This window comes from Bhargavaea sp. GQ12 (assembly GCF_059758705.1).
Genome location: NZ_JCAXEU010000014.1, coordinates 43839 through 55425 on the forward strand (window position 1 = coordinate 43839; position 11587 = coordinate 55425).

An 11587-nucleotide genomic window follows, 5' to 3' on the forward strand; every position below is an offset into this window, starting at 1 on the left:
CCATGAAACCGATCAATGAAGTCACCAGCATCCTGACTCCGCTCGACCGGAGCAACGTCGACACCGACCAGATCATCTCCAAGGAATTCCTGAAGCGCATCGAACGTACCGGCTTCGGCAAGTACCTGTTCCATCACTGGCGCTTTGATGCCGAGGGCAACAAGAGGGACGGCTTCGTCCTGAACGATTCCCGCTTCGACGGGTCCGAGATCCTCGTCGCACGTGAGAACTTCGGCTGTGGCTCGTCCCGCGAACATGCGCCGTGGGCCATCCTGGACTACGGATTCCGTGTTGTCATCGCGCCGAGCTACGCCGATATCTTCTACAATAACTGCATGAAAAACGGCATCCTGCCGATCAGGCTGCCTGAAGAGGAAGTGGAAGAACTCCTCGCCAAGGGCAAGGCAGATCCGATGCAGCTTGCAGTCAACCTGGCAGAGCAGACCGTCACACAGCCGGACGGCACCGTCCACCGGTTCGATATCGACCCATACTGGAAGGAAATGCTCCTGAACGGCTGGGACGAAATTGCCCTGACCTTCAAATACGAAGACCAGATTGCCAAATACGAAGAAGTCATGCAGCGCGCATGATAGAAAACCGGCAGGCCTCTTTTGGGGGCCTGCCGGTTTTTCTTATGAGATGCCGATGTCGTGAGCGCTCATGCCCATAAAGATGCTAAAGTTGCCGTTTCGTGTATGAAGGGTTGACAGCAATCAGCCGCCATGATAATCTAATAACATTCATTTTAACGCTTTATCACGGTAAAGTGATGAAGCGCAAAGGAGCACTTGTTATGAATGCAGTCATTATTGCGGTCGCGGTCATGCTGGTCCTGAGTCTTCTCCGGGTCAACGTAGTGCTGGCGCTGGCTGTCGGAGCAATTGCCGGCGGTCTGACAGGCGGCCTTTCCATAAATGAAACAATAGAAGCCTTCACCGGGGGCCTCGGAGGCGGGGCAACCATCGCACTCAGTTATGCGCTTCTCGGAGGGTTTGCAGTCGCCATCTCCCGGACCGGCATTCCGGAAGTGCTCGTCAAACTGATTCTGAAGGTTGTCGGCAATGAAGGGGAAGGGGAGCGCAAAGGGCTCGCCAAGGCACTGATTATTCTTATCCTGCTTCTTGTCGCCATCTCGTCCCAGAACCTGATTCCGATCCATATCGCTTTTGTTCCGCTGCTCGTGCCGCCGATTCTCCACATCCTCGACATGCTGAAAATCGACCGCCGGCTCATCGCCTGTGTGCTCGCATTTGGTCTGATCGCTCCTTACGTCCTGTTGCCTTACGGATTCGGCCTCCTCTTCCACGAGGTCATCGCCAATCAGATGGCACTTGCAGGACTCGAGATCGATATGGCGGATATCCCGACGGCCATGGCCCTCCCGGTTGCCGGCATGGCCCTTGGTCTCATCATCGCCATTTTCATTTCGTACCGTAAACCGCGTGATTACGGCGACAGCCAAGCCATCGCTTCCGGCCCGGACCGTGAAGTCCGAACACGCAATATCGTTTTCACGATCATCGCGCTTGCGGCAGCACTTGCCGGGCAGATCACAACCGACTCGATGATCATCGGTGCCATCTCAGGTATTGCAGTTCTGTATGCAACAGGCGCTGTCCGCTGGAAAGATGCGGACGAGCTTCTGAACGACGGCATGAAAATGATGGCTTTCGTCGGCTTCGTCATGATCGCGGCAAATGGTTTTGCTGGTGTCATCCAGGCGACAGGTCACGTTGAGTCTCTCGTAGAATCCGCCAGCGGCATGCTCGGCGACAACAAGAGCATCGCGGCCATCATCATGCTTCTCGTCGGCCTGCTCGTCACAATGGGGATCGGCTCCTCGTTTGCGACCGTTCCGATCATCGCCGCCATCTTCGTTCCGCTCAGCGTCGAGTTCGGCTTCAGCACACTGGCGATCATTTCACTGATCGGCACGGCCGGAGCGTTGGGTGACGCCGGCTCCCCGGCATCCGACTCCACACTCGGACCGACCGCCGGTCTCAACGCCGACGGAAAGCACAACCACATCTGGGACACCTGCGTCCCGACCTTCATCCACTATAATATTCCCCTCATCATCTTCGGTTGGATCGCGTCCGTGATTCTTTGAGGGAACTGTAAAAGCTCCGGGCTGCCGGAGCTCGGACTGCAGACAAAGTGAGTGCGTATAGCTCCTTTGTCTGCAGTTTTTATATATTTTGTACGTGGAAATTCTTCAGAGCTTATTTTGGAGTGGGCATGGATCAATTTCCGGGGTTTCGTCATTCGCTCCCGAAGTTTCTTCATTGGATCGGTTGATCTCGTCATTCAGCCGGCTAATTTCGTCATTCGCTGAGATGCCGGCGGTGAATGACGAAACTGGAGGCATGAATGACGAAATTGATCACGCGAATGACGAAACTGAACCCATGAATGACGAAACTGCCGTTTGGAACTTGAGTTTTCAGCAGCACCGCATTCTTGAAGCTTTTGTATACATCAAAGAAGCGAAAAACAATTACCTTCTATATAAGTATCCATTCAATCTCCTGAATGAAATCCGTATCAAAGATCAGCTACTCCGTATTGAAACCTAGCTTAAATCGACTTCCTTCCATATAACAAACGCGCTCCCGGCAACCTAATATTCCGACTCTTTTCTTACTGATTGCATCCTGAGCCAAACCGTTATATAATTCTAGGGTCCAGCAAAGAATCTCGCGCGTAATGCTTGCGAGGCTCTTCCGTTTTGTGTATAATACGGAATGTTGGTCATTTGACTGCGATGAAGCGGGAGGTTGCTGACACACCCGGCCGCTTTGCCATGGCGGTGTGCAGGAGATTTCCGTGGAGAATTGTCTTGGAAAAAGGCGAAAGGGAGGGAAAGTAATGGCAAAACAAAAAATCCGTATCCGTTTGAAAGCGTACGACCACCGTATCCTCGATCAATCAGCTGAGAAGATTGTTGAAACGGCAAAACGTTCTGGTGCAAGTGTTTCGGGTCCGATCCCGCTTCCGACAGAGCGTTCGGTTTACACGGTTCTTCGTGCGGTCCACAAATACAAGGACTCACGCGAACAGTTCGAGATGCGCACGCACAAGCGTCTGATCGACATCGTCAACCCGACACCAAAAACGGTTGATGCGCTCATGAAGCTTGATCTGCCATCCGGCGTAGACATCGAAATCAAACTTTAATCAACACCAAAATAAAAAACAAAAAGAATGCAGGAGGTGTGACGAATGACCAAAGGAATCTTGGGTAGAAAAGTCGGCATGACACAAGTGTTCGCTGAAAACGGCGATCTTATCCCGGTAACTGTCATCGAAGCGGCACCAAACGTTGTCCTTCAAAAGAAGACAGCAGAAACGGACGGCTATGCAGCAGTCCAGCTCGGCTTCGATGATAAGCGCGAAAAGCTCGCGAACAAACCGGAAAAAGGCCGCGCAGCCAAAGCAGAAACTGCGCCTAAGCGCTTCGTTCGCGAATTCCGCGGAGAGGACACGGCCGATTATGAAGTTGGTCAGGAAGTCAACGTAGAAATTTTCGCAGCTGGAGATTTCGTCGATATCACAGGTGTAACAAAAGGTAAAGGATTCCAGGGTGTTATCAAGCGCCACGGGCACTCCCGCGGGCCGATGAGCCACGGATCCCACTTCCACCGCGCACCTGGTTCGCTCGGTCCGGTTGACCCGGCACGCGTCTTCAAGGGTATGAAATCCCCAGGACGTATGGGCAGCGACACCGTAACGATCCAAAACCTCGAAATTGTAAAAGTTGACGCAGAGCGTAACCTGCTCCTCGTCAAAGGGAATGTGCCGGGCGCACGCAAGTCGCTCGTAAAAGTACGCGCATCCCTCAAGAAATAAGGAAAGGAGGACAACACAATGCCAAAAGTATCCGTACTTAATCAAACAGGCGCTTCCGTCGGCGAAGTTGAACTGAACGAATCCGTATTCGGAATCGAGCCGAACGAAGCTGTTCTTTTTGAAGCGATCATCTCCCAGCGCGCATCGCTGCGCCAGGGTAACCACAAAACGAAGCAGCGCGGAGAAGTAGCAGGCGGAGGCCGCAAGCCATGGCGCCAAAAAGGCACAGGCCGTGCGCGTCAAGGCTCCACCCGTTCCCCGCAATGGCGCGGAGGCGGTACCGTATTCGGTCCGGTCCCACGCAGCTACAGCTACAAGCTTCCTAGGAAAGTCCGCCGTCTGGCACTCCGTTCGGCACTTTCTGCGAAAGTTCGCGAAGAAAGCCTCGTCGTACTCGACGCACTTACTTTCGACGCACCTAAGACGAAAGCATTCATTCAGGTCCTGAAAGATCTTTCCGTCGACAAGAAAGCATTGTTCGTCACTGCAGAGCTCGATGAAAACGTGGCACTGTCCGCACGCAACATCCCGGGCGTCACAGTCGTCTCCGCAAACGGCATCAACGTCCTCGACCTGGTTGGCCATGACAAGCTCGTCATGACTAAATCCGCGGTCGAAAAAGTAGAGGAGGTGCTTGGTTAATGGATGCACGTGATGTATTGAAGCGTCCGGTCATTACCGAGCGTTCCGCACAGGCTATGGAAGACAAAAAGTACACATTCGACGTTGACGTCCGCGCCAACAAGACACAGGTCAAACAGGCCGTCGAAGAAGTCTTCGGTGTCAAAGTTGAGAAGGTCAACATCATGAACGTCAAAGGCAAGTTCAAGCGTATGGGCCGTTTCGGCGGATACACGAACAAACGCCGCAAAGCCATCGTCAAACTGACGGCTGATTCTAAAGACATCGAACTCTTCGAAGCGTAAGTTTTACGCTTCGGACCCATAAAACAATGAGGAGGGAAAACAATGGCGATCAAGAAGTACAAACCGACTTCCAACGGCCGACGCAACATGACGGCTTCCGACTTCGCAGAGATCACAACTGACAAGCCGGAAAAATCGCTCCTCGCGCCTAAACACCGCAAGGGCGGCCGTAACAATCAAGGCCGTACAACAGTCCGCCATCAAGGTGGCGGCCACAAGCGCCAATACCGTGTCATCGACTTCCAACGCCGGAAAGATGGCATTCCAGGACGCGTTGCTACGATCGAATACGATCCGAACCGTTCTGCAAACATCGCATTGATCAACTATGTGGACGGGGAAAAGCGTTACATCCTCGCGCCTAAAGGCCTCAAGGTCGGCATGGAAATCATGTCCGGTCCTGAAGCAGACATCAAAGTGGGGAACGCACTTCCACTCCAGAACATTCCGATGGGTGCGACAATCCACAACATCGAACTGAAGCCTGGCAAAGGCGGACAGCTTGTCCGTTCCGCGGGTACATCCGCTCAGGTCCTCGGTAAAGAAGACAAGTACGTCATCGTCCGTCTCCAATCCGGCGAAGTCCGCATGATCCTCGGCACATGCCGCGCGACAATCGGCCAAGTCGGCAACGAGCAGCACGAACTGATCAACATCGGTAAAGCAGGACGTTCCCGCTGGATGGGCAAGCGCCCGACAGTACGCGGTTCCGTCATGAACCCGAACGATCACCCGCACGGTGGTGGTGAAGGTCGTACACCAATCGGCCGTAAAGCACCGGTTACACCATGGGGCAAGCCGGCACTTGGTCTCAAAACCCGCAAGAAGAAAAACAAATCGGACGACTACATCATTCGTCGCCGCAAAAAATAATGTGGTTTCTCAGCGGTTCACGGGGTGGGCCGCCGGGCAATCACGGAGGGAGGTACCAAAATGGGTCGCAGCTTGAAAAAAGGACCTTTTGTGGATGATCATCTCATGAAAAAGGTCGAAACACAGAACGCTAACGAGAAAAAGCAGGTCATTAAAACATGGTCCCGCCGCTCTACAATCTTCCCTAACTTCATCGGCAACACGATTGCAGTCTATGACGGACGCAAACACGTACCGGTCTACGTAACGGAAGACATGGTTGGCCATAAACTGGGTGAATTCGCACCTACACGCACTTACCGCGGTCATGGAGCCGACGATAAGAAAACGAAACGCTAATTGAGAGGAGGTACTCCTGATGCAACAAGCTAAAGCCGTAGCCCGTACAATCCGGATTGCTCCTCGCAAAGTCCGTTTGGTCGTCGACCTGATCCGGGGCAAGCAAGTGGGCGAAGCGGTCGCAATCCTGCGACACACACCTAAAGCGGCATCGCCGGTTGTCGAGAAAGTCTTGAAATCCGCGATTGCCAATGCAGAACACAACTACGACCTGGATGTAAACAACCTCGTCGTAAGTGAAGTCTTCGTAGACGAAGGCCCGACGCTCAAGCGTTTCCGCCCTCGTGCGCAAGGCCGTGCTACTTCAATACTCAAACGCACTAGCCACATCACACTAGTGGTATCCGAGAAAAAGGAGGGATAATTCGTGGGTCAAAAAGTACATCCAAACGGTATGCGACTCGGAGTCATCCGTGACTGGGAGTCGAAATGGTATGCAGAAAAAGACTATGCAACTCTTCTTCATGAAGACCTCAAGATTCGCGAGTACATCGACGGACGCCTGAAAGACGCTTCCCTGTCTCAGGTCGAGATCGAGCGTGCTGCGAACCGTGTGAACATTACGATCCATACAGCAAAGCCCGGCATGGTGATCGGGAAGGGCGGTTCTGAAGTTGAAGCGCTCCGCAAAGAACTCAACGCAATTTCCGGCAAGCGTGTGCACATCAACATCGTTGAAGTGAAGCGTGCAGATCTTGATGCGAAACTCGTCGCAGAAAACATCGCCCGCCAGCTTGAACAGCGTGCATCGTTCCGCCGCGCACAAAAGCAAGCGATCCAGCGCACAATGCGTGCAGGCGCTAAAGGGATCCGCACAATGGTATCGGGACGCCTCGGCGGCGCCGACATCGCCCGTGCTGAACACTACAGCGAAGGTACTGTACCGCTCCATACACTCCGTGCCGACATTGGCTACGCTCACGCGGAAGCTGATACAACATACGGCAAACTCGGCGTAAAAGTATGGATCTACCGCGGTGAAGTCCTTCCTGAGAAGAAGAAATCCGAGGAAGGAGGCAACTGATCATGTTGATGCCTAAACGTGTGAAACACCGTCGTGTACACCGCGGCAAAATGCGCGGAGAAACAAAAGGCGGCGGCACAGTTAATTTCGGTGAGTATGGCCTCCAGGCTATTGAAGCCGGCTGGATCACCAACCGTCAGATCGAATCTGCCCGTATCGCCATGACCCGTTACATGAAGCGTGGCGGTAAGGTCTGGATCAAGATCTTCCCTCATAAGCCATATACGAAAAAGCCTCTTGAAGTCCGGATGGGTTCCGGTAAAGGTGCCGTTGAAGGATGGGTGGCTGTCGTGAAGCCAGGCCGTGTTATGTTTGAAATCGCAGGCGTCTCCGAAGAGGTTGCCCGTGAAGCGTTGCGTCTCGCATCGCACAAACTGCCGGTTAAGAGCAAGTTTGTAAAACGCGAAGAAATTGGTGGTGAATCGAATGAAGGCTAATGATATCCGTGAATTGACCACTGCTGAAATCGAACAAAAAGTGAAGTCGCTGAAAGAAGAGCTCTTCAACCTGCGTTTCCAGCTTGCTACCGGCCAACTCGAGAACACAGCTCGCATTCGTGAGGTGCGCAAGTCGATCGCGCGCATGAAGACAGTCATTCGCCAACGCGAACTCAGCGCCAACAACTGATAAAAGGAGGCTGCAAGCATGTCTGAGCGTAACCAACGCAAAGTTTACACAGGCCGCGTCGTTTCCGACAAAATGGACAAGACGATCACGGTTGTTGTCGAGACTTACAAGAAGCACCCCGTCATCGGCAAACGTGTAAAATACTCGAAGAAATATAAAGCACATGATGAAAACAATGTTGCAAAAACAGGCGACGTCGTCCGCATCATGGAAACTCGCCCGCTTTCCGCTACGAAGCGTTTCCGCCTTGTAGAGGTCGTTGAAAAAGCGATTATCATCTGATCGGAATTTAACTTGAGAGGAGGTACCCTCGATGATCCAACAAGAGAGTCGTATGAAAGTCGCTGACAACTCCGGCGCACGTGAAGTCCTCACGATCAAAGTGCTCGGCGGTTCCGGCCGTAAGACTGCGAATATCGGCGACATCGTCGTCTGCACCGTCAAGAAAGCAACACCAGGTGGCGTTGTTAAGAAGGGTGACGTCGTCAAGGCGGTTGTCGTCCGCACGAAGAGCGGTGTCCGCCGCAAAGACGGTACGTACATCAAGTTCGACGAGAACGCATGCGTCATCATCCGTGATGACAAAGGCCCGCGCGGTACGCGGATCTTCGGACCTGTCGCACGTGAGCTGCGCGACAACAACTTCATGAAAATCATTTCCCTCGCTCCGGAAGTACTTTAATCCATAGGGTAGTGCCAACCAAGGAGGTGCAAGAGAATGCACGTTAAAAAAGGTGATAAAGTCCAGGTGATCACAGGAAAAGACAAAGGGAAAACCGGCGTCATCCTTGCTGCATTCCCTAAGAAAGACCGTGTGATCGTGGAAGGCGTCAACATCATCAAGAAGCACACGAAGCCGAACCAGGAAAGCCCACAGGGCGGCATCGTGAGCAAAGAAGCCCCAATCCACGTTTCCAACGTAATGCTGCTTGATCCGAAATCGGGCGAACCGACTCGTATCGGCTACAAAGAAGTAGAAGAAAAAGGCAAGATGGTCACAGTCCGCGTTTCCAAGAAATCCGGCGAGATCATTGCTGACCCATACAAGAAATAAGCGACATAGAGGAAGGAGGTACTCCTGATGAACCGCCTAAAAGAGAAATTTAAAACAGACATCACACCTGCTCTCATGAGCAAGTTTGAATACAGCTCGGTTATGCAAGTGCCGAAAGTTGAAAAGATCGTCATCAACATGGGTGTCGGCGACGCTGTGCAGAACAGCAAGTCCCTCGACTCCGCTGTGGAAGACCTCGAAATCATCTCCGGCCAAAAACCGGTCGTCACAAAAGCGAAGAAATCCATCGCCGGCTTCCGCCTCCGTGAAGGAATGCCGATCGGTACGAAAGTAACGCTCCGTGGCGAGCGCATGTATGATTTCCTCGACAAGCTGGTTTCGATCGCACTTCCGCGTGTCCGCGACTTCCGCGGTGTATCGAAGAACGCGTTCGACGGCCGCGGCAACTACACGCTCGGCGTTAAAGAACAGCTGATCTTCCCGGAAATCGATTACGATAAAGTATCCAAAGTCCGTGGCATGGACATCGTCATCGTCACGACTGCTAACACGGACGAAGAAGCCCGTGAGCTCCTGACGCAGCTCGGCATGCCATTCCAAAAGTAAACGAAAGGGAGGCGAAATTGTGGCTAAGAAATCGATGATCGCGAAACAAAAGCGCACACCGAAACACAAAGTGCAGGAATACACACGCTGCGAGCGTTGCGGACGTCCTCACTCCGTGTACCGTAAATTTAAGCTTTGCCGTATTTGTTTCCGTGAACTTGCATACAAAGGGCAACTGCCTGGCGTCAAGAAGGCCAGCTGGTAATCCCTATACCTGGGAAGGAGGTACAACACAATGACTATGAGTGATCCGATCGCAGATATGCTTACGCGTATCCGTAACGCTAACATGGTACGCCATGAAAAGCTGGAAGTTCCTGCTTCCAACATGAAAAAAGAGATCGCCGAAATCCTGAAACGCGAAGGATTTGTCCGCGACGTTGAATACATCGAAGATGATAAGCAGGGGATCATCCGGATCTTCCTCAAATACGGCCAGGACAACGAACGTGTTATCACGGGCCTGAAGCGTATTTCGAAGCCGGGTCTCCGCGTCTACGCGAAGACAAATGAAATCCCGAAAGTCCTGAACGGTCTGGGCATCGCCCTCGTCTCGACTTCTCACGGTGTCGTAACAGACAAAGAAGCACGTGCGAAAAAAGTTGGCGGCGAAGTCGTCGCATACGTCTGGTAATCCGCTACAAACGAATGGAGGTGCACACACATGTCCCGTATTGGCAATAAGCTGATCGAAGTGCCTGAAAACGTGACAGTCACCCTTGCGGATGACAACACGGTCACAGTCAAAGGCCCGAAAGGCGAACTCACTCGCAAACTGAGCAGTGAAATCACGATCAATCAGGACGGCAACGTCATCACCCTGACACGCCCGTCCGACAACAAAGAACACCGCGCGATCCACGGAACGACCCGTTCGCTCCTGAACAACATGGTCGAAGGCGTCTCGAAAGGCTTCGAAAAGTCCCTCGAGCTCGTCGGTGTCGGTTACCGTGCGCAAAAACAGGGCAACAAACTCGTCCTGAACGTCGGTTACTCCCACCCGGTCGAATTCACTCCTGAAGAAGGCGTGGAAGTCGAAGTTCCTTCGAACACGAAGATCACTGTCCGCGGTTACAACAAAGAGCACGTCGGTGCGCTCGCATCCAACATCCGCGCCGTACGCCCGCCTGAGCCGTACAAAGGCAAAGGGATCCGCTACGAAGGCGAGAAAGTCCGCCGCAAAGAAGGTAAGACAGGTAAATAATGCCGCATAGGCATCGAAAGGAGTGACCACGATGATTACGAAACAGGACAAGAACCAGGTCCGCAAAAAGCGCCATGCACGTGTGCGTTCCAAGATCAGTGGTACTGCCGAGCGTCCGCGCCTGAACGTCTTCCGGTCGAACAAGCATATCTATGCTCAACTGATCGATGATGCAAACGGTGTGACAGTCGCAAGTGCGTCCACAATGGACAAAGGTTTCGAAGGTTCCACTTCGAACACTGAAGCAGCAGTGAAAATCGGCGAAACAATCGCCAAAGCAGCTGTTGAAAAGAACGTAAAATCTGTCGTCTTCGACCGTGGGGGTTACCTCTACCACGGCCGCATTAAGGCTCTGGCAGATGCAGCCCGTGAAAACGGACTTGAATTCTAATTAAAAGGAGGGACCCATACACATGCGTCGCAATGAAGTGAAAAGTGAGTTCGAAGAACGCGTAGTAACGATCAACCGCGTAGCGAAAGTCGTAAAAGGCGGACGCCGTTTCCGCTTCACGGCACTTGTCGTCGTCGGCGATAAGAACGGCCGTGTCGGTTTTGGTACTGGTAAAGCACAAGAAGTTCCGGATGCGATCCGCAAAGCAGTCGAGGATGCCAAGAAGAAACTGGTCACAGTTCCTATGGTGAACGGCACAATTCCTCACGAAGTGACAGGCCGTTTCGGTGCTGGCTCCGTCTTCATCAAACCTGCTGCTCCTGGTACCGGTGTTATCGCAGGCGGCCCTGTCCGTGCGGTACTTGAGCTCGCAGGCATCACGGACATCCTTTCGAAATCCCTGGGATCCAACACGCCGATCAACGTCATCCGTGCTACGATGACTGGTCTTCAGGAACTCAAGCGTGCTGAGGATGTCGCAAAACTCCGTGGCAAATCTGTAGAAGAATTGCTGGGCTGAGGGGGGAAAACTAATGGCTAAGCTCGAAATTACCCTTAAGAAGAGCGTGATCGGGACGAAACCGGATCAACGCAAAACGGTTGAAGCTCTCGGTCTGCGCAAGACGAACCAAACGGTCGAACACGAAGACAATGCTGCAATCCGCGGCATGCTGAACAAAGTCGGCCACCTCGTCGAAGTTAAAGAAAACTAATCATTCATCAAATCATA

At 52.7% G+C, this 11587-nt stretch carries 23 protein-coding genes; all 23 read left to right on the forward strand.

The window, feature by feature from the left end; all coding sequences use genetic code 11:
• The first annotated feature begins 2 nt into the window (after window positions 1-2).
• The 23 genes from leuD (at window position 3) to rpmD (ending at window position 11570) form a co-directional block, all read left to right on the forward strand.
• Window positions 3-593 (forward strand): 3-isopropylmalate dehydratase small subunit, encoded by a 591-nt coding sequence (leuD, locus tag AC6CHQ_RS12320; protein WP_498081643.1) that lies wholly within the window; start codon window positions 3-5, stop codon window positions 591-593.
• Window positions 594-796: 203 nt separating this feature from the next.
• Entirely contained in the window at window positions 797-2113 is a 1317-nt protein-coding gene (locus AC6CHQ_RS12325; RefSeq protein WP_498081644.1) for a Na+/H+ antiporter family protein, read from the forward strand.
• 175 nt (window positions 2114-2288) lie between these two features.
• Window positions 2289-2579: a hypothetical protein gene (locus tag AC6CHQ_RS12330; RefSeq protein ID WP_498081645.1), complete on the forward strand. Its 291-nt coding sequence runs from the start codon at window positions 2289-2291 to the stop codon at window positions 2577-2579.
• Between the two features lie 292 nt (window positions 2580-2871).
• Window positions 2872-3180, forward strand: coding sequence for a 30S ribosomal protein S10 (gene rpsJ, locus AC6CHQ_RS12335; RefSeq protein WP_040225886.1), 309 nt, complete (start codon window positions 2872-2874; stop codon window positions 3178-3180).
• A 45-nt stretch (window positions 3181-3225) separates the two neighbouring features.
• Window positions 3226-3852: a 50S ribosomal protein L3 gene (gene rplC, locus AC6CHQ_RS12340; protein ID WP_251238792.1), complete on the forward strand. Its 627-nt coding sequence runs from the start codon at window positions 3226-3228 to the stop codon at window positions 3850-3852.
• 18 nt (window positions 3853-3870) lie between these two features.
• Window positions 3871-4494 (forward strand): 50S ribosomal protein L4, encoded by a 624-nt coding sequence (gene rplD / locus AC6CHQ_RS12345; RefSeq protein ID WP_251238791.1) that lies wholly within the window; start codon window positions 3871-3873, stop codon window positions 4492-4494.
• On the forward strand, window positions 4494-4778 hold the full coding sequence (gene rplW / locus AC6CHQ_RS12350) for a 50S ribosomal protein L23 (protein WP_063182516.1): 285 nt from the start codon (window positions 4494-4496) through the stop codon (window positions 4776-4778). Before rplD ends, rplW begins: the two co-directional genes overlap by 1 nt.
• Before the next feature lie 42 nt (window positions 4779-4820).
• Window positions 4821-5651: a 50S ribosomal protein L2 gene (gene rplB, locus AC6CHQ_RS12355; RefSeq protein WP_092053058.1), complete on the forward strand. Its 831-nt coding sequence runs from the start codon at window positions 4821-4823 to the stop codon at window positions 5649-5651.
• 60 nt (window positions 5652-5711) lie between these two features.
• Window positions 5712-5990, forward strand: a complete 279-nt coding sequence (rpsS, locus tag AC6CHQ_RS12360; protein ID WP_092053054.1) for a 30S ribosomal protein S19 — start codon at window positions 5712-5714, stop codon at window positions 5988-5990.
• Between the two features lie 19 nt (window positions 5991-6009).
• The gene (gene rplV / locus AC6CHQ_RS12365; protein WP_092053050.1) at window positions 6010-6354 is read left to right on the forward strand and encodes a 50S ribosomal protein L22; all 345 of its coding nucleotides are present in this window, start codon (window positions 6010-6012) and stop codon (window positions 6352-6354) included.
• 3 nt (window positions 6355-6357) lie between these two features.
• The gene (gene rpsC / locus AC6CHQ_RS12370) at window positions 6358-7014 is read left to right on the forward strand and encodes a 30S ribosomal protein S3 (RefSeq protein ID WP_092053046.1); all 657 of its coding nucleotides are present in this window, start codon (window positions 6358-6360) and stop codon (window positions 7012-7014) included.
• 2 nt (window positions 7015-7016) lie between these two features.
• Window positions 7017-7451, forward strand: coding sequence for a 50S ribosomal protein L16 (rplP, locus tag AC6CHQ_RS12375; RefSeq protein WP_092053041.1), 435 nt, complete (start codon window positions 7017-7019; stop codon window positions 7449-7451).
• Window positions 7441-7641 (forward strand): 50S ribosomal protein L29, encoded by a 201-nt coding sequence (rpmC, locus tag AC6CHQ_RS12380; protein ID WP_063182504.1) that lies wholly within the window; start codon window positions 7441-7443, stop codon window positions 7639-7641. The genes rplP and rpmC overlap by 11 nt, the downstream gene beginning before the upstream one ends.
• Window positions 7642-7659: 18 nt before the next feature.
• Window positions 7660-7923 (forward strand): 30S ribosomal protein S17, encoded by a 264-nt coding sequence (gene rpsQ / locus AC6CHQ_RS12385; RefSeq protein ID WP_251238790.1) that lies wholly within the window; start codon window positions 7660-7662, stop codon window positions 7921-7923.
• 31 nt (window positions 7924-7954) lie between these two features.
• Window positions 7955-8323 (forward strand): 50S ribosomal protein L14, encoded by a 369-nt coding sequence (gene rplN, locus AC6CHQ_RS12390; RefSeq protein WP_092053032.1) that lies wholly within the window; start codon window positions 7955-7957, stop codon window positions 8321-8323.
• Between the two features lie 36 nt (window positions 8324-8359).
• Window positions 8360-8695: a 50S ribosomal protein L24 gene (gene rplX, locus AC6CHQ_RS12395; RefSeq protein WP_092053028.1), complete on the forward strand. Its 336-nt coding sequence runs from the start codon at window positions 8360-8362 to the stop codon at window positions 8693-8695.
• Between the two features lie 27 nt (window positions 8696-8722).
• Window positions 8723-9262, forward strand: coding sequence for a 50S ribosomal protein L5 (gene rplE, locus AC6CHQ_RS12400; RefSeq protein ID WP_092053025.1), 540 nt, complete (start codon window positions 8723-8725; stop codon window positions 9260-9262).
• A gap of 19 nt (window positions 9263-9281) precedes the next feature.
• Window positions 9282-9467 (forward strand): type Z 30S ribosomal protein S14, encoded by a 186-nt coding sequence (locus tag AC6CHQ_RS12405; protein WP_076758835.1) that lies wholly within the window; start codon window positions 9282-9284, stop codon window positions 9465-9467.
• Between the two features lie 30 nt (window positions 9468-9497).
• Entirely contained in the window at window positions 9498-9896 is a 399-nt protein-coding gene (rpsH, locus tag AC6CHQ_RS12410) for a 30S ribosomal protein S8 (protein ID WP_092053020.1), read from the forward strand.
• Window positions 9897-9926: 30 nt separating this feature from the next.
• Window positions 9927-10466, forward strand: coding sequence for a 50S ribosomal protein L6 (rplF, locus tag AC6CHQ_RS12415; RefSeq protein WP_092053015.1), 540 nt, complete (start codon window positions 9927-9929; stop codon window positions 10464-10466).
• Window positions 10467-10497: 31 nt separating this feature from the next.
• Complete coding sequence (gene rplR / locus AC6CHQ_RS12420) at window positions 10498-10857, forward strand: 50S ribosomal protein L18 (protein WP_092053013.1); 360 nt, start codon at window positions 10498-10500, stop codon at window positions 10855-10857.
• A 22-nt stretch (window positions 10858-10879) separates the two neighbouring features.
• Window positions 10880-11377 (forward strand): 30S ribosomal protein S5, encoded by a 498-nt coding sequence (gene rpsE, locus AC6CHQ_RS12425; protein ID WP_092053009.1) that lies wholly within the window; start codon window positions 10880-10882, stop codon window positions 11375-11377.
• Window positions 11378-11390: 13 nt separating this feature from the next.
• Complete coding sequence (gene rpmD / locus AC6CHQ_RS12430) at window positions 11391-11570, forward strand: 50S ribosomal protein L30 (RefSeq protein WP_092053004.1); 180 nt, start codon at window positions 11391-11393, stop codon at window positions 11568-11570.
• The last annotated feature ends 17 nt before the right edge of the window (window positions 11571-11587 follow it).

What these genes read in the sequence shown, in the direction of transcription:
- leuD (WP_498081643.1), top strand. Translation starts at nt 3, where the DNA reads ATGAAACCGATCAATGAAGTCACCAGCATCCTGACTCCGCTCGACCGG.
- AC6CHQ_RS12325 (WP_498081644.1), top strand. Translation starts at nt 797, where the DNA reads ATGAATGCAGTCATTATTGCGGTCGCGGTCATGCTGGTCCTGAGTCTT.
- rpsJ (WP_040225886.1), top strand. Translation starts at nt 2,872, where the DNA reads ATGGCAAAACAAAAAATCCGTATCCGTTTGAAAGCGTACGACCACCGT.
- rplC (WP_251238792.1), top strand. Translation starts at nt 3,226, where the DNA reads ATGACCAAAGGAATCTTGGGTAGAAAAGTCGGCATGACACAAGTGTTC.
- rplD (WP_251238791.1), top strand. Translation starts at nt 3,871, where the DNA reads ATGCCAAAAGTATCCGTACTTAATCAAACAGGCGCTTCCGTCGGCGAA.
- rplW (WP_063182516.1), top strand. Translation starts at nt 4,494, where the DNA reads ATGGATGCACGTGATGTATTGAAGCGTCCGGTCATTACCGAGCGTTCC.
- rplB (WP_092053058.1), top strand. Translation starts at nt 4,821, where the DNA reads ATGGCGATCAAGAAGTACAAACCGACTTCCAACGGCCGACGCAACATG.
- rpsS (WP_092053054.1), top strand. Translation starts at nt 5,712, where the DNA reads ATGGGTCGCAGCTTGAAAAAAGGACCTTTTGTGGATGATCATCTCATG.
- rplV (WP_092053050.1), top strand. Translation starts at nt 6,010, where the DNA reads ATGCAACAAGCTAAAGCCGTAGCCCGTACAATCCGGATTGCTCCTCGC.
- rplP (WP_092053041.1), top strand. Translation starts at nt 7,017, where the DNA reads ATGTTGATGCCTAAACGTGTGAAACACCGTCGTGTACACCGCGGCAAA.
- rpmC (WP_063182504.1), top strand. Translation starts at nt 7,441, where the DNA reads ATGAAGGCTAATGATATCCGTGAATTGACCACTGCTGAAATCGAACAA.
- rpsQ (WP_251238790.1), top strand. Translation starts at nt 7,660, where the DNA reads ATGTCTGAGCGTAACCAACGCAAAGTTTACACAGGCCGCGTCGTTTCC.
- rplN (WP_092053032.1), top strand. Translation starts at nt 7,955, where the DNA reads ATGATCCAACAAGAGAGTCGTATGAAAGTCGCTGACAACTCCGGCGCA.
- rplX (WP_092053028.1), top strand. Translation starts at nt 8,360, where the DNA reads ATGCACGTTAAAAAAGGTGATAAAGTCCAGGTGATCACAGGAAAAGAC.
- rplE (WP_092053025.1), top strand. Translation starts at nt 8,723, where the DNA reads ATGAACCGCCTAAAAGAGAAATTTAAAACAGACATCACACCTGCTCTC.
- rpsH (WP_092053020.1), top strand. Translation starts at nt 9,498, where the DNA reads ATGACTATGAGTGATCCGATCGCAGATATGCTTACGCGTATCCGTAAC.
- rplF (WP_092053015.1), top strand. Translation starts at nt 9,927, where the DNA reads ATGTCCCGTATTGGCAATAAGCTGATCGAAGTGCCTGAAAACGTGACA.
- rplR (WP_092053013.1), top strand. Translation starts at nt 10,498, where the DNA reads ATGATTACGAAACAGGACAAGAACCAGGTCCGCAAAAAGCGCCATGCA.
- rpsE (WP_092053009.1), top strand. Translation starts at nt 10,880, where the DNA reads ATGCGTCGCAATGAAGTGAAAAGTGAGTTCGAAGAACGCGTAGTAACG.
- rpmD (WP_092053004.1), top strand. Translation starts at nt 11,391, where the DNA reads ATGGCTAAGCTCGAAATTACCCTTAAGAAGAGCGTGATCGGGACGAAA.